This is a genomic window from Pseudoalteromonas tunicata, from assembly GCF_002310815.1.
GTDB classification, from domain to species: Bacteria; Pseudomonadota; Gammaproteobacteria; order Enterobacterales; family Alteromonadaceae; genus Pseudoalteromonas; species Pseudoalteromonas tunicata.
This window is the reverse complement of sequence record NZ_CP011032.1, coordinates 1,540,501-1,562,815: the sequence shown is the minus strand read 5'-3', so window position 1 is coordinate 1,562,815 and position 22,315 is coordinate 1,540,501. Positions and strand designations below refer to the sequence as shown.

Here is a 22,315-nt window from a genome sequence, read left to right as displayed (position 1 = left end):
CTACCTCGGCTTTCTTATTAGGGTTTTAAGCGCTGTAGAGTCGAAAGTATGCTCAATATTGATCGCTCAATACCTTTTGTTAAACCGATTGAAAATTTATCGGCCAATGTTTTCTTATGGGAGAACTTCACTTTATAAATTTGAGACTGCTGATTGAACGTTAATAAAACATCGTCGCTGGTCGCTATCTCATCCACTAATCCTTTTTCAATCGCTTGAGATGCAAACCAATGCTCACCTGTTGCAACTTCTGTTAAATCTAATGTCGGACGCTTTAAACTAACAAATTGTTTAAATAACTCATGAGTTTGTTGAATTTCTTCCCGAAATTTGTCTCGTGCTTGATCTGTATTTTCACCAAACAAAGTCAAAGTGCGTTTAAATTCACCCGCCGTAATTTGTTCAAACTCAATGTCATTCTTTTTCAAAATTTTATTAAAATTAGGGATTTGAGCAATAACACCAATAGAGCCAATAATTGCAAAGGGTGCTGCAACCACTTTATCGGCAACACAGGCCATCATGTAACCGCCACTTGCTGCAACTTTATCAACACATACCGTTAAGTTAATACCCGCATTTTTGATTCGCTCTAGTTGTGAAGCAGCCAAACCATAACCATGAACAACTCCGCCACCACTTTCTAAACGTAACAAAACTTGGTCTTTTCCTGCTTGCGCTACGGTCAAAATTGCGGTTATTTCCTCGCGCAGCTCATCGACTTCACGTGCATCAATACTGCCATTAAAATCAAGTACGTAGACTTTATTCTTAACATCATTTTTTTGTTGTTTAAGTCGTTTCTTTTCATCTTTTTCAAACGCCTTAAATTCATCTTTCGATAATGTTGCCGATAAAAACTGAGATTTTAGTTCATTTAATTGCAATGAGACATCATCGAGCTCTATTTGCCCTTTTTTTGCTTTCGGCTTTTGAGCCACACCCGCAACAGACGCAGCAATCACAATAAAAGCCACAACAAAAGTGACAGTTTCGGCTAAAAACAAACCATATTGATATAAAAATTCCAAAATAGACCCTCAAAAATAAGTTTATGAAAATTTACCATTTAATAGAGACAAACTGTAGATAAAAAAAAAGCCGCTGAATTCAGCGGCTTTTAAATAAACAATTAAAATTATTCAGTCACTAAAGTCGAATCACCGATAACCAGCATACGACCGCTGCTTGCTAAATAGGTTGCCATTTGTAACTGCATTTCAGCTGTTGCACGTGCACTTTCTTGTGCAGTAGCACCGGCACCATCACGAGGTGCTGGTGATAATAACGAACCATGATGACCTTTGACAAACTTAGTAACATAAGATTGTGGCTCTGCTGTCATTTGAGTTTCAGTCGCAACGGCTAAACCTGCTAGTTTTGCAAAAGGAATAGTACTTGCTAAGGGATTATTCATTGTATAAGGCGGGATAACCGTGTCTTTCTTGTTATCCATACCATCACCTACAACTAAACTAATGTGCACTGGTGTGCCTGTCGCTTTTAAACCTTGTGCATAGTTAGTTGAATCAGCCACATCAAGCACTGTTTGCGCTGCAAAGACAAACTGGGTAAACACAGCTTGAATATTAGCAATCTTTGCGCTCTCGCCTTGTTGAGTTAACGATGTCATAAACTCTTGATAGGCACATGTTGCAAAAGCTTCTGGATTTTGAGCATAAACGGCGCAATTTGCAGGTACTGCCTGTGCAAATGCTAAGAACTCAGCTGTCTCATCAGTACCAGCTGCAGATAAAACTGACGCTTGAATAAATGGACCAAACTCTTGTGATTCTAATAAGAAACTCGCTACACCGCCGCCGCCACTTGATAGCGAGGCTGTATTAACTTTAAACATCGCATCAACTTGAGGATTGCCAAGTGTTGAATTGGTGTGAGTTAAGAACATAGGAGCAACAACAGAACCTAACGATTGACCAACATAACTAACATCAAACTTATTCACGTTCGGTACATTAATAAAGTTAAGACCTAACCGAAGCGCTAGTAAATCGGCTGCTGATTGACGCAAATTATCACGTGCCACTAACAGTGATGATAAATTCATATAATGTAAAACTGACAATGTACTTGCATTAAAGTCATCTGTACCATCTTGGTTCACATCAAGTCCACGTGTGCCATGTAATGGATGATCGATTGCTACAGTTGCAAAGCCTTGTAAACTCAAAGCTGCCGTCACTGCTAGCATATCTTCTTTTTGACGAGTAATGCCATGTTGTAAAATAACTATTGGCCAACCCGCTTCTGGCATCTCTAATGGCGGCAAACCTTGAGTGGAACGGACATAATTAAGTAATGTTAAATCACTATCAGGTGTCGTGAATTGGACCTCAGCATTTTCATAACGTTGCACTTTTGGAATTGAATTATATTTTGTTAAATGCTTTTGTGGGTCTAAACCTAAATCCCTTAACTTGCCACCACTTAAACCAAAACAAAGGCCATCAGCTTCATTAATAGGATCAATAGGAAAGCCATCGCCCGCTAACGCTTTATAACCAGATACGATCACAGCATTATCACACAAACCTTGCCATGAACTTTCTGCTAACGCATTAATACCAGGTGCCTGAGGTGTTTTGTTATAGATAGGAAGAACGATACTTCCTTTTTGATATTTTACCGCTGTGAACACAGGACTAATATCGGTCATACCGATACTTGCAAATACATCAGCAACTGTCATCGATGGAAAATCAGGGTTAATCGCCACTTTAGGCAAAGCCGCTGGATTCATTTGCAGGTTTGCAGCAAGTAACTTTTTAACTGTACCAAGCGCAGTTCCAACTGATTGCATCGTCATTGCACCGCTGAAAATGATATCATCTTTGGTGATAGTACCTTGCGATGTAATGGCATTTTCATAGCTGTTAATAACCGCTTGAAGTTGTTTTTGGCTGGCTGTTACAAGCGGCATTGTGACCATATCTTGTTTAACCAAAGCATAAGTTGATGAAGGCTCGACTGAGCGCCCTTCACTGTCTTTTACGCCTCTAGTTAAAACATTAATATAGGAAGCACCTGCTTTAAATGGTTTAAGTGGAATAATCGCAATGCTGTCACCTACTGGCTTAGTAGCAAAGTCAACACCATAGGTTAGCTCACCGACTAATTTACAGCCAAGTCCTGCTGGGACTACTGAGCACTCCTCATCAACTAAACTTGCGCCCATCACAACTTCAAAAATACGCACCGAACCTGGAGTAACCACGGATACGGCATCTAGGCTAACATTTGCGGGGAATTTTAATGCTATGGTGTAAGGCGTTTGTGTAGACCAACCATCCAAAGCACCGAGTGCTGTTTGAGGATCTGCATAATTGATTGTGGTAGCATTTTCACCTGGCATAGCAAGTGTGCCATCTTTGGTGCCACTAAAAAGTAAATCGTTCGGTACAGACACAACCCCATTACTTGGATCAAATGCGACTGTTGAGGCAGGAACTACCTGCACAGTATCATTTTTTAATTCTTCTAGGCTTTCACCACCACAACCTGTTAAAGCTGTTGTAATAGCAAGTGAGATTAGCAGTTTTTTCATATTATTTTCGCTCCGATCCCGATCTTCTTATTTTTAATTATTAATTGAAAATATGTTCGGTGATTATTATTCAGACATTAGACCAGTTAAAGTTAACGTAAACAAATCCTTTTCGCCACTAAATTTTACACAAAATCCACAACTTCGCAGTTTGAATGTGATAAAATGCCGAAAAATATTATTTTGGGTATTTTAATGCAAAATCAGCAGCTAGATCCTTTAGAACTTAAAGAAAAAGTTATTTTAATTACTGGTGCCGGAGACGGAATTGGTCGAGTTGCCGCACTTGAATATGCAAAAGCAGGTGCAACTGTTATTTTATTAGGCAAAACAGTCAACAAACTTGAATGTGTTTACGATGAAATTATTGCAGCTGGAGGCCCTCAGCCTGCGATAGTCCCACTTGATATGAAAGGTGCAACAAAACAGCATTATCGTGATTTGGCCGCCACCATTGAAAATCAATTTGGTCGCCTTGATGGTTTACTCAATAATGCTGGTATTTTAGGTTCTTTAGGCCCGCTTGAGCATTTCTGCGTCTCTACTTTTGAAAACATTATGAAAGTAAATGTCACAGCTCAAGCTGTATTAACAAAATATATGTTCCCTATTTTGCGAAAATCCCCTAATGCATCAATTATTTTTACATCATCGGGTGTAGGACGTGAAGGACGCGAATTTTGGGGCGCTTACGCTATCTCTAAATTTGCAGTTGAAGGTATGATGCAAACATGGTCAAAAGAAGTAGCAAAAACCAATATCCGTATCAACTGTATTAACCCAGGTGCTACTGAAACAAAAATGCGCGCTTCAGCCTACCCGGGTGAAGATCGTTCAAAATTAGCAAGTCCACTTGATTTAATGCCAACTTACCTCTATTTGATGAGCGATCGCTCAATTGGGATCAATGGTCAATCGCTTGATGCACAGCAAAAGTAACTGATTAAAATGTGCAATTGCTTTGCTCACTTTCAATCAGTCAAAATGTAAAAAAGCCGCAATGTGCGGCTTTTTTATTAAGTACGTTTTTTAGCTTTAGGATCCGTTTTTTTACCCGTTGTACGCTGTTTATGTTTATTAACAGCTTTACGAATTTGGGCAATTTTAGCGCGTTTATCTTTACGTTTTTCAGGAATCACCGACAGTTTAGTTTCTAACTCACGATCTAAGCCAACGAGCTTACGTAAGTAATTTACTTTATCGAGTTCAAGCTCTTCCCATCCACCTTGCGGCAAACGTTTATTTAACTCTAAATCACCGTATCGGACACGAATTAATCGAGATACTTCAACGCCCTGTGATTGCCACAAACGACGTACTTCACGGTTACGGCCTTCGGTTAATAATACGTTGTACCATTTATTAATTCCTTCTCCACCATGCGGCATGATTTTAAGAAATTTAGCTGGGCCATCTTCAAGCTCAACACCTTTAGTTAAGGTTTTAAGCGTTTCAGTTGTTACTTCACCAAATACACGTACCGCATATTCACGTTCAACTTCATAACGAGGATGCATCAAACGATTGGCTAATTCACCATCATTGGTAAATAACAATAAACCCGAAGTATTAACATCTAATCGGCCGACGGCAATCCAACGGTCATCATCTAAACGCATTAAACGGTCAAATACTGTAGGACGCCCTTCTGGGTCTTTACGTGTACACAGTTCACCTTCAGGTTTGTGGTACATCAAAACGCGACAAACGCGCTCTTCAGGTTCTTCAATTTTAACGATATGACCATCTAAACGAATAAGCTGATGTGGCTCTACGCGATCGCCTAATCGTGCAACATTACCATCAACACTTACACGATGGGCTTCAATAAATTTTTCAATCTCACGGCGTGAGCCTTTACCAGCTCTTGCCAATACTTTTTGCAGTTTTTCACTCATTCGGACAGTTCACTCACTGAAGGGTCTCTTAACAACTGGTCGATTTTACTTTGCTGTAATTGTGGCAGCTCGGGTAAATTATCTAAACCAGTTAACGAAAAATAATCTAAAAATAACTTGGTAGTGGCATAAAGGGCTGGACGTCCAGGCACTTCTTTATGACCCACAATTTGGATCCACTCGCGATCTTGTAGTTGTTTCATTATCTGACTACTCACAGCAACACCGCGTACTTGTTCAATCTCACCTCGGGTAATTGGTTGACGATAAGCAATCAAAGACAAGGTTTCTAACAATGCACGTGAATAACGAGGCGCTTTTTCGGGCCAAATTTTATTTAACCAAGGTGCTAAACTGGGGTTACTTTGAAAACGAAATCCTGACGCAACTTCAACTAAGCAAATCCCACGGCTACTGTAGTGTAGTTGTAATTCGCTGAGGTTGTGTTTAATTCGTTTTAAAGAGACATTAAATTCATCCAATACTGTATTTTTCAAAAACTCGATACTCACAGGCTTACCTGCAACAAACAGCGTTGCTTCAATAAGTTGCATAAGTTGTTGATCTGATATTGGACTTTTATTCACGTACTCGCCTATCACAACAAGGGTGACTGAATTTATGGGGATGCACAATTTAGCTTGCTATTATGGCAGGTAATAAACGACAAAGAAACGAGATTATGCATTAAAACGCTGATTGTTGCTCATCACCTTTAACAGCTAAACGCACATACACAGGACTATTAAATGCTGTTTGCATGCATTCAATTAAGCCTTCTTTAATCAACTCTAAAATTGCAATGAAGCTCACCACTACGCCGCTTCGCCCCTCTTTTATTTCAAATAACTCATTAAAGCCAACAAATTCTGTGCGGCTCTGTAATAAGTTTAAAATGTGGCTCATTCGTTCACGGGTTGACAATACTTCAGCTGTTATTTGATGATGGGTAAAAATTTTGGCTCTGGCCATTACATCACTCAGTGCCAATAATAAGTCTTTTAATTCAACACTTGGTAAAGGCTTTTCGTATTCTGGTTCTTGCGGCATGGCTGCTTGTGCGATAAAAAAATCACGTTCAAATCGAGGAATGTCATCCAATTGCTCCGCAGCTTGTTTAAATTGTTCATATTCTTGCAAACGGCGAATAAGTTCAGCCCTAGGATCTTCTTCCTCCCCTGCTAACTCTTGATGTACTGGCAAGAGTAGCCGGGATTTGATTTGCGCCAACAAGGCGGCCATTACCAAATATTCAGCTGCTAATTCGAGTTTAAACTCTTGCATTAAATCAATGTACTGAACGTACTGGCAAGTAATTGTATGAATAGATAATTCGAGGATATCAAGCTTGTGGCGTTTAATTAAATATAACAGTAAATCAAGAGGCCCTTCAAAAGCTTCAAGGGCGACTTCAAGCGCATCGGGAGGAATATAAAGATCCTGCGGCTGATTGGTGTAGGCTTTACCATGTAAAAAAGCTAATGGTAGTGCTTGCTGAACCGGTGCCGTCATTAATTTTATATTCCCATCTCTCAAAATTTACTCGAACGGACTGACATCACCGCAACCGACACGTAATATCTCAACACTGTCGTCTGATAAATCGATTACTGTGGTTGCTTGCTCAATCAAGTAGCCACCATCAATAATTAAATCAACCTGTTTTTCAAGTAATGATCGAATTACTTCAGGATCTGATTCTGTATGTTCTTGTCCTGGTAAAATCAATGAACAAGACATGATTGGCTCGCCAAGTTCTGCCAATAATGCCTGAGTGATTTTGTGGTTAGGAACACGGATCCCAATAGTTTTTTTCTTATCATTCAGTAAACGTTTTGGTACTTCTTTTGTCCCTTTAAAAATAAAGGTATAAGCGCCTGGTGTATTGTTTTTCACCAAACGAAACATTTGGTTATCAACTCGTGCATAGGTTGCAAGTTCAGATAAATCGCAGCAGACTAAGGTTAAGTTATGGTGTTTTTCTAAAGAACGAATACGCTGGATACGCTCCATAGCGGTTTTATTTCCAATACTACATCCAAGGGCATAACCCGAATCTGTTGGATAGACAATCACGCCACCTTTTTGAATCACTTCAATCGCTTGACGAATAAGTCGCGTTTGAGGATTGTCGACATGAATTTGAAAAAATTGACTCATATTATTTTATCTCTTAATCATTGCGTCATTAAGCCGCTGTTAATTCGGTTGGCCATGATTGCCACACTGCTTGGCAATCTTTTGGTAAATATAAATTTTTACCAAGTTCAAGCCAAGTTGTTGGAAAATGAAAATCCGACCCTTGTGAGCCTAACAATCCAAATTCGCGGCTTAGCTGACCTAAAAACTGGCGCTCTGTTGGCGCTTGTTGCGGCTGCGCTACTTCCATCGCGTGGCCACCAGCCATTTTATAGTCACTGAGCAACTGGCGTAGCCATTTATTAGATAACTGGTATCGACCTGGGTGGGCAATAACAGCTTGACCGCCTGCGGCGGTAATCGCGCTAATGGCGGTCGCCATGTCACACCATTCACTTGGTGTATAACCAATTTTGCCGCGCACTAAATATTTTTTAAATACCGACTGCACATTTTTAGCAAGTCCGATTTGCACGATATAACGTGCAAAATGAGCGCGTGTAACTTGAGCATTTTCTGCTAGTTTTTTGGCATTTTCATAGGCATCAACAATACCGTGTTTTTCAAGTCGCGCGCCAATTTCCATTGCTCGGGTATCTCGCTTGGCTTGCTGCTGTGCTAATAGCGCTAATAACTGCGGATTGGTAACATCAATATTTAGACCCACGATATGAATTTCAAAATTTTTCCACTTAGTGGAGATTTCGACCCCATCAATTAACGTCAAAGGCAACTGATTGTCTTTGATATAAGCATGACTCTGAGCCAACGCATTAATGGTGTCATGGTCGGTAATCGCTAAAACATCTACTTTTTTTTCAATGGCGCGATCGATCAGTTGCTCTGGTGTTAAGCTACCATCGGAAAACAAGGTGTGACTGTGTAAGTCATATTTCATGTCTGTAAAATCAATATATTGACGCGTTAATGAAGTAGATTATAGCAGCGACTCAGGCTTAAAAGATACCAAAGGGCTTTTTTGACTGTATTTTCAAGGCAATTAATCTAGTTGGTTTGAATGTGCGATACAGATATATAACAAGTTAACAACAAAATTGAAAAATAATCATATAGAACCAGCCGCTAAACGCTTGACACTCATGGTCTAAATCTTGTTTACTAGGGGTCAAGACATTTTAGGTAAAAATAATAATGAATACTTCAGTTCAAACACTAACAGTAATTTGGTGGTGGCACTCGTAAAACGCGGGGGGGAACTGTCATGTCTAACAGTTTTTTAAACCCGCCTTGTGCGGGTTTTTTTATAGCAAAAATTTGAGGTTTAAAATGAATAACTTAGTTAACAAACACAGCTCTTGGTGGTGGCGCCTGATTTAACGGGACGGAATACTTGTAACTATAGTTTTTCAAGCCCGCACTTTTTACTGCGGGCTTTTTTATTTAGGGGAATGAGAATTGATTTTTAGCCATATAACAACCAGTCCAGGTGAGGTCACCAGTATTACCCTTTCAAGGGAATACATTGCCTGCCCATTATCTGTCTATGCCAATCTAAATAAAGCCAACTCTTTATTGCTAGAGTCAGCCGAGATTGATTCTAAAGATAATGTAAAAAGTTTAATTTTAGTTGATGCCGCCATTCGTATTGAATGCACAGGTGGACGCGTAACTTTAGTTTCTCAGTCTAATAATGGTCAACAGCTTTTACCGTATTTAGCGCAACGAGTTGAAAATTGTGATGTAACACTGACAGACAATTCTCTGACATTACTCTATCGTGACAATCAATCTGAAATGGATGAATTTTCACGTCTAACAGCAGACAATGCATTTAGTGCGCTACGTAGCTGTATCAATACAATAAAAAGTACCACAGCGCACCCATTCGCGGTATTTTTAGGGGGTGTATTTGCATATGATATGGTGGCAAATTTTGAAACATTGCCTGAGGTTCCGACTGGCCCTAACGAATGTCCAGACTACGTATTTTATTTAGCAGAAACCTTGGTGGTAATTGATCACCAAAAACAAACTACTGAGTTAGTGGGCAATGTTTTTAATGGCCCCGATGTACATGCAAATTGTTTTGAAGTAGGTCAACAGCTTGAAACTCTCAATCTGTTGTGTTCTAGCAGTCACCCTTTTACTCCACAAGCCGTTAACGCTCGCCCCAATGTCAATGTTGATATCAGCGACGATGATTTTTGCAACCAAGTAACCCAGTTAAAAAAACACATCGTTGATGGGGATATCTTTCAAGTGGTACCGTCACGCACCTTCAGCATTGCTTGTCCAAATGCATTAGCTGCTTACCAACAGCTTAAAAAGCAAAATCCAAGTCCATATATGTTTTATATGCAAGACCAAGATTTTACCTTGTTTGGCGCATCACCAGAATCAGCCTTAAAATATTGTGCCACCAGCAACCAAGTTGAAGTTTATCCAATTGCAGGCACTCGCCCACGCGGAAAATTTGCCAATGGCGAAATTAACCCTGATATGGACAGCCGCATTGAGCTTGATTTACGCAACGATAAAAAAGAACTCGCTGAACATTTAATGCTGGTTGATTTAGCGCGAAATGATGTCGCACGAATTTCTATTGCAGGCACTCGTTTTGCCAAGGAGTTACTCAAAGTAGACCGCTATTCTCAAGTTATGCACTTAGTCTCGCGTGTTGTAGGTCAATTAAAACCACAACTTGATGCGCTGCATGCTTATCAAGCATGTATGAACATGGGTACACTTGTTGGCGCCCCAAAAGTAAAAGCGTCTGAACTCATTCGCTTAACTGAACAAAAACGCCGTGGGAGTTACGGTGGGGCCGTGGGATATTTAACCGGAGATGGCTCAATGGATTCATGTATCGTCATTCGCAGTGCGTTTGTCAAAAATAATATCGCTCATGTGCAAGCCGGTGCAGGTGTTGTATTTGATTCAAATCCCCAGGCTGAAGCCAATGAAACTCGCGCCAAAGCACAAGCGGTCATTAAAGCCATTCAATCTACATTTTTGGCAGGTGAATAATGAAATATAAAATTTATTTTTTAGATAACTTTGATTCGTTTAGTTACAACCTAGTGGATGAATTTGCCCAGTTAGGGGCTGAACTAGTCATTTATCGTAACAATCTTAGTGCCGAGTTTATCTTCGCACAGATGCAGCAAGAAACCGTGCCGGTCATCTTAGTCTTATCACCAGGACCTGGAGCGCCAAGTGAAGCTGGTTGTTTAATGGCCTTAATCGAATTGTGTAAAGGTAAATTCCCAATTTTAGGCATTTGTTTGGGCCAACAAGCACTGACTCAAAGTTACGGCGGTGTGATTGGTCATGCTGGCGAAACGGTTCATGGCAAATCATCCGTAATCAGCTTGGCAGATCATCCTGTATTTAACGGCTTTGGTGACAGCATGCCTGTGGCGCGTTATCACTCATTAATGGCAACTTATGTACCTGATTGCCTAAGTATTATCGCTCATTATCAAGATATTCCAATGGCCATTTACCATGCACAAGATAAAGTGATCGGTTATCAATTTCACCCAGAATCAATTTTAACGCCTGATGGTTCAGTGCTTTTGCGCCAAAGTTTAGAATTTTTGAGTCAATAAGGACATGGTAATGGAACAGCTCATTCAACAAGTAATTGATCAACAAGATTTAAGTTTTACTCAAGCAGAGCAATTTTTTAATGCGGTGATGCAAGGGGAAATTAATGAAATTCAACTAACCGCAGCCCTTGTTGCGCTTAAAATTAAACAAGAAACGCCCGATGAAATTGCCGGTGCAGCGCAGGCCATGCGCGCCAATGCGGTGCCTTTTACCACATCGTTACCACTGACAGCCGATAGCTGTGGCACCGGTGGCGATGGCTCAAATACCATAAATATTTCGACAACTGCCGCAATTGTTGCTGCCGCTTGTGGCCTTAATATGGTCAAACATGGCAATAAAAGCGTATCAAGTAATTCAGGTTCTGCCGATTTACTCACCGCACTTGGCATTAACATTGCGATGACACCCGAGCAAGCAAGCACTTGTTTAAGTAAAACCGGTTTCACCTTTTTATTCGCGCCGCTTTATCACAGTGGTGTTAAGCATGCGATGCCGGTGCGAAACGCACTTAAAACTCGCACCATTTTTAATATTCTGGGCCCTTTGGCCAATCCTGCGGCACCGCAAGTTCAGCTCTTAGGTGTGTACGATCCTGCTTTATGCATGCCGCTTGCTCAAACTTTAAATACCTTGGGTTGTCGTCGTGCCATGGTGGTTCACGGTGCAGGCACCGATGAAATTGCCTTACATGGTGATACCTTAGTGGTTGAACTTAACAATGGTGAAATAAACGAGTATTCGGTTTCTCCCGCTGATTTTGACTTAGAACACTTTACATTAAGCGAACTTGCAGGAGCAGGTCCCGAATCAAACGCAGCAGCAAGTCGCGCCATTTTAAATGGCCAAGGAACGCCCGCTCATAACGCGGCAATCATTGCTAATGTTGCTGCATTACTGTATTTATCAGGGCTGGCGCAAAACTTTAAAGAAGGTGCAAATCAAGTGCGCCAAGTACTATCTTCCGGTGTCGCCCTTGCGACATTAAATGGAATTGTTGAGGCAAGTCATGGCTAATGTATTAGAAAAAATTGTTGCCGATAAACATCTTGAAATTGCCGAGCGTAAAATAAAACAGCCGCTTTCAAGTTTTATTGATGAGGTAAAACCAAGTCAGCGTAATTTCTACCAAGCACTTGTGGCTCCTGGCACTCACTATATTTTAGAATGTAAAAAAGCCTCGCCATCAAAAGGCTTGATCAGAGAAGTATTCGACTTAAACGAAATTACTGGCGCATATAAACACTACGCCACCTGCATCAGCGTATTAACTGATGAAAAATACTTTAAAGGCAGTTTCGCTTACTTAAAAAAAGTGAGCCAATTGGTCGAGCAACCTTTAATTGGTAAAGATTTTTATGTTGATGAATATCAAGTTTATTTTGCGCGCTTACATGGCGCTGATGCTATTTTATTAATGCTTTCGGTGCTTGATGACAGCCAATATCAACACTTAGCGGCAGTGGCAAAATCGCTCAACATGAGCATTTTGACCGAAGTGAGTAACGAAGAAGAAGTCCATCGTGCACTTGCCCTAGATGCTGACATTATTGGTATAAACAACCGTAACCTGCGAGACTTAAGTACCGATTTAGCAACTACCGAAACACTTCGTGCGCTTATCCCTGGTAATAAAGTAGTGATTTCAGAATCTGGCATTTATACCCATGATGATGTGAAACGCTTACGTGGTCTATGCAATGGCTTTTTAGTGGGCAGTTCATTAATGGCCGAAGCCAACATCGACCTTGCATGCCGTCGCTTAATCTATGGTGACAATAAAGTCTGTGGCTTAACCCGGGTTGATGACGCGCACGCGGCCTTTGAGCGCGGTGCGGTATATGGTGGATTAATTTTTTATAAAAAATCCCCTCGTTATGTCGATTACGACTGCGCGCAAGCCATAGTGCAAAGTACCAGCTTAAAATTTGTTGGGGTGTTTGTGAATGCTGATTTACTCGATGTTGCCGAACACGCCGAACGATTGCAACTTGCAGCTGTTCAATTACACGGCCAAGAAGACATCGCTTATATCACAACTCTGCGCGAGCGTTTACCCGCAAGCTGCCAAATATGGAAAGCTATCAGCGTGAGTGATCACATTCCTGAATTGATCTCAGGCGTTGATCGGTATTTATTTGATACCCACAGCGACAACCAAGCCGGTGGTACAGGCAAAAAATTTGATTGGTCACTGCTCGCTGGGCAAAGCAACTTTATGCTCGCAGGTGGGATCAACGCACACAATATTAATGAAGCGCGCATAGTAGGCGCTTTAGGGCTCGATCTAAACTCAGGGGTAGAACTTAGCCCTGGTAAAAAATGTAAAGATAAAATCGCAACGCTGTTTGCAAATTTAAAGAATGAATGAGGTGAAAATGCAAAATCCAGCCTATTTTGGCGAGTTCGGTGGAATGTTTGTTCCTGAACTCCTAGTGCCAGCGCTAAAACAACTTGAGCAAGAGTTTAATCTTGCTCAAAAAGACCCTGCTTTTTTAGCCGAGTTTCAAAAACTCTTAAATGAATATGCAGGTCGTCCTACGCCATTAACGCTAACCCGTAATTTAGTAACAAATCCTCATGTAAGACTGTATTTAAAACGTGAAGATTTACTCCATGGCGGCGCGCACAAAACCAACCAAGTACTTGGTCAAGCCTTGCTTACTAAGCGTATGGGGAAAAAAGAAGTCATCGCAGAAACCGGTGCAGGTCAGCACGGTGTTGCCACAGCTTTAGCGTGCGCACTACTTGGTTTAAAGTGCCGTGTTTACATGGGGGCTAAAGATGTTGAGCGCCAGCAACCTAATGTATTTCGCATGAAACTCATGGGTGCTGAGGTCATTCCGGTTACTGCGGGTTCTGGCACGTTAAAAGATGCCGTCAACGAAGCAATGCGTGATTGGTCTGCCAATTATAAAGATGCGCATTACTTACTAGGTACTGCGGCAGGCCCTCACCCGTTCCCAACCGTGGTGCGTGAATTCCAAAAAATGATTGGTGAAGAAGCCAAGCAACAAGTTCTTAAAGCCGAAGGCCGTTTACCTGACGCTGTTATTGCGTGTGTCGGTGGCGGTTCAAATGCAATTGGCATGTTCTGTGATTTTATCGATGAAGCATCCGTTAAATTAATTGGTGTTGAGCCCGCAGGTAAAGGTCTTGATACTGATGAACATGGCGCAGCGCTCTGTAAAGGCACCAAGGGTATTTTACACGGTGCGTATACCTACATTATGCAAAACAAAGATGGGCAAATTGAAGAGTCTTATTCTGTGTCTGCAGGGCTTGATTACCCTGCAGTTGGCCCGCAGCATGCATTTTTACACGAAACTGGCCGTGCACAATACGTTGGTATTAGTGATGATGAAGCACTTGAAGCGTTCCAATTACTAGCGCGTAAAGAAGGTATTATTCCAGCGCTTGAATCGAGTCATGCGCTTGCCTACGCACTAAAAATGGCAGAGGAATGTGATAAAGACACCATTTTAGTGGTGAATTTAAGTGGCCGTGGTGATAAAGATTTAACCCATGTACATACTGTTTTAACTGCAGGAGGCAAACTATGAGCCGTTACCAAGCCACTTTTGAACAGCTAGCTGCTAAAAAACAAGGGGCATTTGTGCCATTTGTTACTATAGGTGATCCAAATGCCGAGCTGTCAGTTGAAATAATTAAAAGCTTAATTGATGGCGGAGCTGATGCATTAGAGCTCGGTATTCCATTTTCAGATCCGATTGCCGATGGCCCTGTTATTCAAGCGGCGAATATCCGAGCGTTATTAGAGGATATCAATACCGATACCTGTTTTAACATCATTAAACAAGTGCGTGAATACAATGCCGATATTCCAATTGGTTTGTTATTGTATTCAAACTTAGTGTTTGCCAAAGGGATTGAACACTTTTATCAGTTAGCTAAAGCTGCAGGCGTTGACTCAATTTTGATTGCTGATGTGCCACTACACGAATCAAAACCATTTCGCCAAGCTGCAAGCGCCGCAGGTATTGAGCCTATCTTTATTGCAACTCCTAATGCAGATGATGATACGCTGCGCACCTGCGCCTCTTATGGTCGTGGTTATACCTATTTACTTTCCCGTGCAGGTGTGACAGGTACCGATAGCCAAGTGCAGTTACCTGCTGATGCAATGATCAAAAAGTTAGCCGAATATCATGCAGCCCCAACGTTACTCGGTTTTGGGGTATCACAACCTGAACATGTAAAAGCCGCCCTCGAATCAGGGGCTGCTGGCGCCATCTCTGGCTCTGCGGTAGTGAAGATTATTGAAAATAATTTAAACCAACCAGAGCAAATGCTCAGTGAATTAAAGCAATTTGTTACCCGTATGAAAGCAGCAACCTTGTAACCACAGGTAAGTCAGACAAAAAAGGAGAAGCGAGCTTCTCCTTTTTTATTTACCGTAAAAACCTTAAAAAAACACTTAAGCACATTTCAATTGGTAATTAATCATCAGCTTGAGTAAAGTAAGGCAACTTTTTATTACTGAATGCTTGAATATGCACGTTTTGCTTGAATATATTCCACTGATTGCTTTTTTTGCTGTGTATAAACTGGTCGATATTTTTTGGGCCACTGCTGTATTAATTGGCCTGTCGGCGCTACAACTCGGTTACGGTTATTTTAAAGACGGAAAAATCGCCACCCGACATCTAGTGATGTTCTCGATTGCTTTAGTGCTTGGCTCTCTCACCATTTTGTTTCACGATGAGCAGTTTATAAAATGGAAAGCGACCTTTATTTACGCAGGCCTTGGGGGCACGCTTTTAATTTCACGCTATTTTTTCAAGAAAAACTTGGTTGAAAAAATGCTCACGTCTATTTTAGCTAATGCAATTGAAAATCAGCAAAAGCTAGAAGTGCCACGCCAAGTCTGGGACAAAATCAATGCATTTTGGATGGTTTTACTTTTTTGTGTCGCAGCGCTTAATATTTATATCGCTTATCAGTATTCGTTGGATTTTTGGGTTAATTTTAAAGTCTTTGGTTTAACTGCGATTACCTTTGTAGCCTTCATCATCACGATGATAATGCTATATAAATACTTTCCTGAAGAGGAAGCGAGCTAACCGTTCGTTTTCTTAACCAACACTTGGCTTAGCATCTAAGCATCAGTGACTTACATTTCTGCGTATTAAATCGTCACTAAAGCTTCACATCTATCCTTAAGGGCTTTGCTAAACTGAACCGAGTTAAGCGAAGCAAAGTCCCTGCCTTTGTTTGCTATGTAACTTTCTGCTTTTATGAGTAAACATCAACTATGAATTACAGCTATTACCGCTGGTTTGAACTGATTGCTGTATTTATAGTTTTACCTTTAATTGGTTATCTTATGAAAGACCAATTAAAACTATTATTAATCCCAACCTTACTCCTGCTGACCGTTTGGTGTTGCTTTTTGTTACTCAAAGATCCGAAATTTAAGCGTTTTCGCCTAACAAATGTGGCACAATTGAGTGTGGCAAAAAAACGGATTTTAACTTTTTTTAGTGCCGGCGTCGTCTTTAGCTGTGCATTTTACGCCTTGTTAAATCAAGAAAAGTGGTTTCAATTACCGCTCGAATCCCCCCTTAACTGGCTCATGCTGATTGTGTTTTATCCGTTAGTATCGGTTATGCCGCAAGAATTAATTTATCGTACTTATTTTTTTCATCGCTATAAAAAAATTATTCCCGATAAACGTTGGCGCATTTTACTCAGCGCTAGCACATTTAGTTTAGCGCACATCATTTATGATAATTGGGTTGCGGTACTCCTTTCGTTTGCAGGTGGATTAATGTTTGCGTATACCTACGCGCATAGTCGCTCAACCTTTGCATGTGTTGTTGAACACAGTATTTGGGGGCTTTGGCTCTTTAGCCTAGGATTGGGTCAGTATTTAGATTCTGGGGCGATTGTCAGCACATAAAAAAGGGTTTACATGCTGCCATGTAAACCCTGCCTTGAAATGCGGCACTTAAAAACCAAGTAAGCTCACAGCAAAAAACTTAGTGGCAACCGTATTGATAAAAATGGCCAACAAAATAACTGGAATAAAGGTCGACAGTGAAAAGTTAACATATCGCTCCATAAAGCTGCCTTGATAGTTATCTGAACCTAGGCTGAGCTCTTTAGATAGCTCGCTTTTCTTCCAACGATACATCACAAATAAACACACTAACAAACCGTTTAATGGCAAAATCGTGTCATAAAACACATCATAAACCACATCAAATAAACTCTTATTGCCAGAACCATAGGTAGTAAAGTTAGTGAGCCATTCAACCATACCAAACGATAACGTACACAATACCGTTAATACACCCATAGTGAGCGATAAAATTCCAAGCGCCTTTTTACGGCTGATGCATTTTTCTTCAATTAACGTCGCGGTAGGCACTTCAATAATCGATACTAACGATGTAATTGCAGCAAAAAATACTAACAAGAAAAAGATAAACGCGACCATAGAAGCACCGACATAGCCAATGTCAGCTTGCAGTGCCAGTAGAATTTTTGGTAAATAAACAAAAATCATCGACACAGATGAATCTGATAACTGCGTAGGATCAGTCTCAGGATTAAAACTAAAAATAGCAGGTAAAACCATCAAACCTGCAATAAAGGCCACTAATGAGTCAGTCACCGCCACCATTTTAGCGGCGCCAACAATGTCATCTTTTTTAGAGATATAAGAGGCATAAGTCATTAAAATACCCATACCCAGTGAAAGCGAAAAAAACGCTTGTGATAATGCACCATTGAGTACCGAAGCATCTAACTTCGAAAAATCGGGTACCACATAATATTTAACCCCAGCCATCGCATTATCAAGAGTTAAGACATATCCCACTAAGGCAATCAGTAATACAAACAACGCTGGCATTAAAATTTTAGATGCTTTTTCAATACCCTCTTTTACACCACCAACTAAAATCAGGTTAATAATCAACCCAACTAATGCCATATAAATAAACACTGAAGTTTGATTAATAAAGCTGCCAAAATGTTCTGGTTTAGCCAATAAATCTAAATTACCGATACTCGTTTGCACTAAATAACCAAAAATCCACACTGTGATCACCATGTAAAACACCGCAATCATAAAAGGTGTCAATACGGCTAACCAGCCAGCTTTTCGCCAACCGTTGTGATTATTTGACAACAAACGATACGAACCGAGAGGATCTTTTTGCGCGTGACGGCCCATTGCCATTTCAGCCATCATCACAGGTAAACAAATAAACGCGACAAATAGTGCATACACCACTAAAAAAGCACCACCACCATTTTTTGTTGCAGAAACCGGAAAGCCAACTAAATTACCAATCCCAACTGCAGAACCTGCTGCAGCAAGGATAAACCCTAAACGTGAACTAAAATGCTCGCGACTTGCACTCATGGTAAAACCTTTTTTATTATTCGAATCCGACCGATGCTAGCAGCCTTACACGCCTAGTTTCAAGCTTTTGTCATCATTCTTTACATATCAAGGACAAAACAGTGATAATGCGGCCTCTCACACTTGTTCTTGAAGGTATGTTATGTGGTATATGATTTGTTCAACCGATATTGAAAACAGTTTACCGCTTCGAAAAGAAGCGCGCCCTGCCCATTTAGCCCGTCTTGAAGCATTAAAAAGCGAAGATAGATTATTTGTTGCAGGTCCACTCCCCGCGATTGATTCAGAAGACCCTGCCGAGGCTGGATTTACTGGTTCATTAGTTATTGCGCAATTTAACTCTTTAGAAGATGCACGCCAATGGGCCGCCGATGACCCTTATGTTGCTGCGGGTGTATATGCAGAATCTATTGTAAAACCATTTAAAAAAGTGCTGCCTTAAATTTATGCTTTCACAAGCTTGGGTTTGCTCAAGCTTGTTGGAACAAAACTCCACAATTAAATTTAAATTTCACTATTCAGGCATAATTCAGTCAGTGACCGCTAATTTAGAGTTTAGTTACCCAATTAAGTGAGTCAGAATTATGAAGATACTTCTCTTAAGCAGCTGTTTACTTGTATTAAGCACAAGCGCACTAGCCAAACACACCCAATGGTACGACGAAGCAAAAGTAATTAACGTTACTCCGGTGTATCATCATGACTATTATAGCAATCGCTACGATGACCACTTTGACGATAAAGTCATTGTCAAACATAACAATGATAATCACCGTGGTAAAATTATCATCACTACCGATAACAAGCACCATAATAAACGCCGCAATAAATCTAACAGAGTTATTGGCTATAACGTCAGCTATAAATATCGTGGCCAAGTCTTTGATACGTTTACTGAGCAACACCCAGGTAACTATATCAGTGTAAAGCTCAATATTGAGCCTTTGGTGAATAAAAGTCGGGTTGTAGTTAAACAATATCGACATGATTGAGACAAAAGAGTAATTCTACTTGAGTTTACTGACTTCTTTTCTTTACACTTATGTTATTGCGAGCAAAGATAAGATGCGATACACCATGATACGACTCAGTTTACTCTTATTAATCAGCTGTATAATGAGTACACACTTATACGCAGCGCCACCTGTTGAACCTGTGGTTAAATCTGCAGCCAAAAGTACCTCTATTGGTAAACGTCAAGCGGTGCAAATTGTTAAAAAAGAATATCCAGGCCAAGTCTTAAAGGTGAAAGAAAAAGACTCTCACTTCAAAGTACGGGTATTACAATCTCAAGGCCATGTTATTGATCTGAATGTTAATAAAACAGATGGCAAAGTGAAAAAGGATAACGATTAATGCGTATTTTAGTGATCGAAGATGATTTACATTTAGCAGACAACCTTAGAGCTGCACTAGAAAAAGAAAAGTACAGCGTTGATCTTGCTCATGATGGCGAAAGTGGTTTATTTCATTTAACCGAATACCCTTTGGATTTAGCCGTTATCGATTTAGGTCTGCCAAAAATGAACGGTATCGAAGTCATCAAACGCGCGCGCGCACAACAAGCTGAACTGCCAATTTTAATTTTAACTGCCCGCGACCGCTGGCAAGACAAAGTCGAAGGTCTTGATGCAGGCGCAGATGATTACTTAACTAAACCGTTTCATCCTGAAGAACTTATAGCACGTTGTAACGCTCTTATCCGCCGAAGTGCAGGCCAAGCCAACCCAGAAATGATAGCAGGCCCAATTCGCATCAATACTCGCTCACAACAAGTGTGGCTTAATAACATTGAAGTTTCGCTCACCGGCTATGAGTATCGCGTTTTAGAATACCTCATGGTGAACCCACAAAAAGTGATCTCAAAATCTGAACTCACTGAGCATATTTACGACCAAGATTTTGACCTGGATTCGAATGTTATCGAAGTTTTTGTCTTACGGTTACGTAAAAAAATCGACCCAGATGGCACGCTCAATCCAATTGAAACCCTACGCGGTCGTGGTTATCGCTTACGCAGCCAATGGTAATGCCGGTTATTTCGCTCAAAATAAGACAAGGATTTATCCTTGTCTTTTTATTGGTGGTTGCCCTACCTATCTTATTTATTTCGATTGGTAAGTCTTATTACGCCTCACTAGTGAATGCCACCGAAAACACCTTAGAAGCACATATTTATACCTTAGTGGCAGAAGTCGACTTCGCTGAAAATTCCGTAGAAATGCCGCAAAATTTATTTGCATCAGAACTTAATCGTATTAATTCCGACACCTTCGCTTATATTTATCAAGATGAAGAAAAACGTTGGCAATCAGAATCAAGCCTCAATCAAGACTTAGTGCCACAAATTGGCCAAGCGCCGATTGGTGAAACCTTGTTTGAAAAAATACAATTTCAAGACAAAGAATATTGGCAAATGCGTTTTTCTTTGGTGTACGAAACCAATCAATCGAGCCATACATTTAGCTTTTACTTATTAAAAGATAACGCCTCACTACTTGAAACCATGCAAGAATTTCGGCAAACACTCGTCGATTGGCTGATTATTATGGGTGTAGTGATCACCGTATTATTAATGATAGGTTTTGTCTGGAGTGCCAGGCCATTACAACGACTTGATCACGAAATTAAAGAAATTGAGCTCGGTCAAGCAACCGAAATCACCGGCCGCTATCCAATTGAATTAATAAAGATCCAGCAAGATTTAAACTTACTGTTAGCCTCTCAGCAACGCCAAAAAGAGCAATACCGTAAATCTCTGAGTGATTTAGCCCACGCGTTAAAAACGCCCCTTGCAGTGCTAAAATCAAGCGAAATGGCTCATAGTCCAGAAAATAATGAACAACTCGATCGCATCAATCATATGATTGAACATCAACTCAAACGCGCGGCAACAGGTGCCACTGACACTTGGAAAAAACACACCACAATTAAACCTGTCTGTGATTCGATCATCAATGCCATGAGCAAGGTTTATCGTGACAAAGCCTTTAATATTGACCTAAGCTGTTCTAAAGAAATGTTTTTCCTTGGTGACAAAACTGATTTAATGGAAATTTTAGGCAACCTGATTGATAATGCCTGCAAAGCCTGTGTTAGCCATGTAGTCATTACAATCAGCACAGAAAACCACACGTTAATCATTGAAGTCGCGGATGATGGACCAGGCATAAAAGCCAAAGACCGTGCAAGTTTAGTTGAGCGTGGTAAACGCCTCGACAGTTATGAGGCAGGCCATGGGATTGGCATGGCCATCGTCAATGATCTAGTATCAGCCTATCAAGGCCAATTAACCATTAGTGACAGCCCCTTAGGAGGCGCATTATTTAATGTTACATTTAAACAAAACGTTCATTAATACTGTTGGATTTTTAGTGCTGGCAAATATCAGCACTGTTGCCCAAGCAGCCTTTAACGATGGCTGTGACAACGACAAGTCAACCAACCCGCGTTACATTCGTTGTTTAGAAAATAAGATTACCGAGCAGCAAAATATTGCACAAACTTGGCGTAATAAAATTGAGTTCGATTTAGAAAAAAAGCAAAACGAAACCGGAAATGTCCAACTACTAAAAGTATTTACCCGAGCCGAACAAGAGTTTGTAAAATACGTTGAAGATAGCTGTCGCTGGCGCTATTTAGATTTATTACCCGATACAATTGCAGCAACTATTACTTATAAACGCTGTGAGTTACAGCTAAATCAGCAGCGTGTTGAAGGCTTAAAATTTAAATAACAGATGT

23 protein-coding genes are annotated in these 22,315 nt (G+C 40.6%); 15 read left to right on the top strand and 8 right to left on the bottom strand.

The window, feature by feature from the left end:
* Positions 1–17: 17 nt before the first annotated feature.
* Both sohB and PTUN_RS07300 read right to left on the bottom strand, forming a co-directional pair.
* Positions 18–1,031 carry a protease SohB gene (gene sohB, locus PTUN_RS07305; protein ID WP_009839577.1) on the bottom strand — a complete coding sequence of 338 codons (1,014 nt, stop codon included), beginning with the start codon at positions 1,029–1,031 and terminating at the stop codon, positions 18–20.
* A 107-nt stretch (positions 1,032–1,138) separates the two neighbouring features.
* A complete protein-coding gene (locus PTUN_RS07300) occupies positions 1,139–3,565 on the bottom strand; it encodes a VolA/Pla-1 family phospholipase (RefSeq protein WP_009839576.1) in 2,427 nt (808 codons plus the stop codon).
* Between the two features lie 195 nt (positions 3,566–3,760).
* On the opposite strand from PTUN_RS07300, the gene PTUN_RS07295 reads away from it, so the two are divergent.
* Positions 3,761–4,504 carry a YciK family oxidoreductase gene (locus tag PTUN_RS07295; RefSeq protein ID WP_040644210.1) on the top strand — a complete coding sequence of 248 codons (744 nt, stop codon included), beginning with the start codon at positions 3,761–3,763 and terminating at the stop codon, positions 4,502–4,504.
* Positions 4,505–4,581: 77 nt separating this feature from the next.
* On the opposite strand, the gene rluB is transcribed toward PTUN_RS07295, so the two are convergent.
* The 5 genes from rluB to rnm all read right to left on the bottom strand — a co-directional run bounded on the left by rluB (position 4,582) and on the right by rnm (position 8,500).
* Positions 4,582–5,463 carry a 23S rRNA pseudouridine(2605) synthase RluB gene (rluB, locus tag PTUN_RS07290; protein ID WP_009839574.1) on the bottom strand — a complete coding sequence of 294 codons (882 nt, stop codon included), beginning with the start codon at positions 5,461–5,463 and terminating at the stop codon, positions 4,582–4,584.
* Positions 5,460–6,017 (bottom strand): SMC-Scp complex subunit ScpB, encoded by a 558-nt coding sequence (scpB, locus tag PTUN_RS07285; RefSeq protein ID WP_040644209.1) that lies wholly within the window; start codon positions 6,015–6,017, stop codon positions 5,460–5,462. Before scpB ends, rluB begins: the two co-directional genes overlap by 4 nt.
* A gap of 133 nt (positions 6,018–6,150) precedes the next feature.
* Positions 6,151–6,975 carry a segregation and condensation protein A gene (locus PTUN_RS07280; RefSeq protein ID WP_009839572.1) on the bottom strand — a complete coding sequence of 275 codons (825 nt, stop codon included), beginning with the start codon at positions 6,973–6,975 and terminating at the stop codon, positions 6,151–6,153.
* Positions 6,976–7,002: 27 nt separating this feature from the next.
* Complete coding sequence (locus PTUN_RS07275; RefSeq protein ID WP_009839571.1) at positions 7,003–7,623, bottom strand: L-threonylcarbamoyladenylate synthase; 621 nt, start codon at positions 7,621–7,623, stop codon at positions 7,003–7,005.
* Positions 7,624–7,651: 28 nt separating this feature from the next.
* Complete coding sequence (gene rnm / locus PTUN_RS07270) at positions 7,652–8,500, bottom strand: RNase RNM (protein ID WP_009839570.1); 849 nt, start codon at positions 8,498–8,500, stop codon at positions 7,652–7,654.
* A 518-nt stretch (positions 8,501–9,018) separates the two neighbouring features.
* Here rnm and PTUN_RS07265 point away from each other — a divergent pair.
* The 8 genes from PTUN_RS07265 to PTUN_RS07230 all read left to right on the top strand — a co-directional run bounded on the left by PTUN_RS07265 (position 9,019) and on the right by PTUN_RS07230 (position 17,098).
* Positions 9,019–10,590, top strand: a complete 1,572-nt coding sequence (locus PTUN_RS07265) for an anthranilate synthase component 1 (RefSeq protein ID WP_009839569.1) — start codon at positions 9,019–9,021, stop codon at positions 10,588–10,590.
* Entirely contained in the window at positions 10,590–11,174 is a 585-nt protein-coding gene (locus tag PTUN_RS07260) for an aminodeoxychorismate/anthranilate synthase component II (RefSeq protein ID WP_009839568.1), read from the top strand. The genes PTUN_RS07265 and PTUN_RS07260 overlap by 1 nt, the downstream gene beginning before the upstream one ends.
* 10 nt (positions 11,175–11,184) lie before the next feature.
* Positions 11,185–12,192, top strand: coding sequence for an anthranilate phosphoribosyltransferase (gene trpD / locus PTUN_RS07255; RefSeq protein ID WP_009839567.1), 1,008 nt, complete (start codon positions 11,185–11,187; stop codon positions 12,190–12,192).
* Entirely contained in the window at positions 12,185–13,546 is a 1,362-nt protein-coding gene (gene trpCF / locus PTUN_RS07250) for a bifunctional indole-3-glycerol-phosphate synthase TrpC/phosphoribosylanthranilate isomerase TrpF (RefSeq protein ID WP_009839566.1), read from the top strand. Before trpD ends, trpCF begins: the two co-directional genes overlap by 8 nt.
* 7 nt (positions 13,547–13,553) lie before the next feature.
* Entirely contained in the window at positions 13,554–14,738 is a 1,185-nt protein-coding gene (gene trpB, locus PTUN_RS07245) for a tryptophan synthase subunit beta (RefSeq protein WP_040644208.1), read from the top strand.
* Positions 14,735–15,538: a tryptophan synthase subunit alpha gene (gene trpA, locus PTUN_RS07240; protein ID WP_009839564.1), complete on the top strand. Its 804-nt coding sequence runs from the start codon at positions 14,735–14,737 to the stop codon at positions 15,536–15,538. The genes trpB and trpA overlap by 4 nt, the downstream gene beginning before the upstream one ends.
* 151 nt (positions 15,539–15,689) lie before the next feature.
* Positions 15,690–16,259 (top strand): inner membrane-spanning protein YciB, encoded by a 570-nt coding sequence (locus tag PTUN_RS07235; RefSeq protein ID WP_009839563.1) that lies wholly within the window; start codon positions 15,690–15,692, stop codon positions 16,257–16,259.
* Positions 16,260–16,450: 191 nt separating this feature from the next.
* Positions 16,451–17,098, top strand: coding sequence for a CPBP family intramembrane glutamic endopeptidase (locus PTUN_RS07230; protein WP_009839562.1), 648 nt, complete (start codon positions 16,451–16,453; stop codon positions 17,096–17,098).
* A gap of 48 nt (positions 17,099–17,146) precedes the next feature.
* Here PTUN_RS07230 and PTUN_RS07225 read toward each other — a convergent pair whose 3' ends face one another.
* Positions 17,147–18,571 (bottom strand): sodium-dependent transporter, encoded by a 1,425-nt coding sequence (locus PTUN_RS07225; protein WP_009839561.1) that lies wholly within the window; start codon positions 18,569–18,571, stop codon positions 17,147–17,149.
* Between the two features lie 142 nt (positions 18,572–18,713).
* Here PTUN_RS07225 and PTUN_RS07220 point away from each other — a divergent pair, with 142 nt between their 5' ends.
* The 6 genes from PTUN_RS07220 to PTUN_RS07195 all read left to right on the top strand — a co-directional run bounded on the left by PTUN_RS07220 (position 18,714) and on the right by PTUN_RS07195 (position 22,308).
* Positions 18,714–19,013 (top strand): YciI family protein, encoded by a 300-nt coding sequence (locus tag PTUN_RS07220; RefSeq protein WP_009839560.1) that lies wholly within the window; start codon positions 18,714–18,716, stop codon positions 19,011–19,013.
* Between the two features lie 142 nt (positions 19,014–19,155).
* A complete protein-coding gene (locus tag PTUN_RS07215; RefSeq protein WP_009839559.1) occupies positions 19,156–19,563 on the top strand; it encodes a hypothetical protein in 408 nt (135 codons plus the stop codon).
* 124 nt (positions 19,564–19,687) lie between these two features.
* On the top strand, positions 19,688–19,927 hold the full coding sequence (locus tag PTUN_RS07210; protein WP_009839558.1) for a PepSY domain-containing protein: 240 nt from the start codon (positions 19,688–19,690) through the stop codon (positions 19,925–19,927).
* Entirely contained in the window at positions 19,927–20,601 is a 675-nt protein-coding gene (locus PTUN_RS07205) for a response regulator transcription factor (protein ID WP_009839557.1), read from the top strand. Before PTUN_RS07210 ends, PTUN_RS07205 begins: the two co-directional genes overlap by 1 nt.
* Positions 20,595–21,929 (top strand): ATP-binding protein, encoded by a 1,335-nt coding sequence (locus tag PTUN_RS07200; protein ID WP_009839556.1) that lies wholly within the window; start codon positions 20,595–20,597, stop codon positions 21,927–21,929. The genes PTUN_RS07205 and PTUN_RS07200 overlap by 7 nt, the downstream gene beginning before the upstream one ends.
* Positions 21,901–22,308 (top strand): lysozyme inhibitor LprI family protein, encoded by a 408-nt coding sequence (locus PTUN_RS07195; protein WP_009839555.1) that lies wholly within the window; start codon positions 21,901–21,903, stop codon positions 22,306–22,308. Before PTUN_RS07200 ends, PTUN_RS07195 begins: the two co-directional genes overlap by 29 nt.
* Positions 22,309–22,315: the final 7 nt, after the last annotated feature.

Excerpts from the sequence above, each read along its gene's own strand:
- PTUN_RS07300 (WP_009839576.1), bottom strand. The coding sequence starts at position 3,565 with ATGAAAAAACTGCTAATCTCACTTGCTATTACAACAGCTTTAACAGGT.
- PTUN_RS07295 (WP_040644210.1), top strand. The coding sequence starts at position 3,761 with ATGCAAAATCAGCAGCTAGATCCTTTAGAACTTAAAGAAAAAGTTATT.
- rluB (WP_009839574.1), bottom strand. The coding sequence starts at position 5,463 with ATGAGTGAAAAACTGCAAAAAGTATTGGCAAGAGCTGGTAAAGGCTCA.
- scpB (WP_040644209.1), bottom strand. The coding sequence starts at position 6,017 with ATGCAACTTATTGAAGCAACGCTGTTTGTTGCAGGTAAGCCTGTGAGT.
- PTUN_RS07280 (WP_009839572.1), bottom strand. The coding sequence starts at position 6,975 with ATGACGGCACCGGTTCAGCAAGCACTACCATTAGCTTTTTTACATGGT.
- PTUN_RS07275 (WP_009839571.1), bottom strand. The coding sequence starts at position 7,623 with ATGAGTCAATTTTTTCAAATTCATGTCGACAATCCTCAAACGCGACTT.
- rnm (WP_009839570.1), bottom strand. The coding sequence starts at position 8,500 with ATGAAATATGACTTACACAGTCACACCTTGTTTTCCGATGGTAGCTTA.
- PTUN_RS07260 (WP_009839568.1), top strand. The coding sequence starts at position 10,590 with ATGAAATATAAAATTTATTTTTTAGATAACTTTGATTCGTTTAGTTAC.
- trpD (WP_009839567.1), top strand. The coding sequence starts at position 11,185 with ATGGAACAGCTCATTCAACAAGTAATTGATCAACAAGATTTAAGTTTT.
- trpCF (WP_009839566.1), top strand. The coding sequence starts at position 12,185 with ATGGCTAATGTATTAGAAAAAATTGTTGCCGATAAACATCTTGAAATT.
- trpB (WP_040644208.1), top strand. The coding sequence starts at position 13,554 with ATGCAAAATCCAGCCTATTTTGGCGAGTTCGGTGGAATGTTTGTTCCT.
- trpA (WP_009839564.1), top strand. The coding sequence starts at position 14,735 with ATGAGCCGTTACCAAGCCACTTTTGAACAGCTAGCTGCTAAAAAACAA.
- PTUN_RS07235 (WP_009839563.1), top strand. The coding sequence starts at position 15,690 with ATGCACGTTTTGCTTGAATATATTCCACTGATTGCTTTTTTTGCTGTG.
- PTUN_RS07230 (WP_009839562.1), top strand. The coding sequence starts at position 16,451 with ATGAATTACAGCTATTACCGCTGGTTTGAACTGATTGCTGTATTTATA.
- PTUN_RS07225 (WP_009839561.1), bottom strand. The coding sequence starts at position 18,571 with ATGAGTGCAAGTCGCGAGCATTTTAGTTCACGTTTAGGGTTTATCCTT.
- PTUN_RS07220 (WP_009839560.1), top strand. The coding sequence starts at position 18,714 with ATGTGGTATATGATTTGTTCAACCGATATTGAAAACAGTTTACCGCTT.
- PTUN_RS07215 (WP_009839559.1), top strand. The coding sequence starts at position 19,156 with ATGAAGATACTTCTCTTAAGCAGCTGTTTACTTGTATTAAGCACAAGC.
- PTUN_RS07210 (WP_009839558.1), top strand. The coding sequence starts at position 19,688 with ATGAGTACACACTTATACGCAGCGCCACCTGTTGAACCTGTGGTTAAA.
- PTUN_RS07205 (WP_009839557.1), top strand. The coding sequence starts at position 19,927 with ATGCGTATTTTAGTGATCGAAGATGATTTACATTTAGCAGACAACCTT.
- PTUN_RS07200 (WP_009839556.1), top strand. The coding sequence starts at position 20,595 with ATGGTAATGCCGGTTATTTCGCTCAAAATAAGACAAGGATTTATCCTT.
- PTUN_RS07195 (WP_009839555.1), top strand. The coding sequence starts at position 21,901 with ATGTTACATTTAAACAAAACGTTCATTAATACTGTTGGATTTTTAGTG.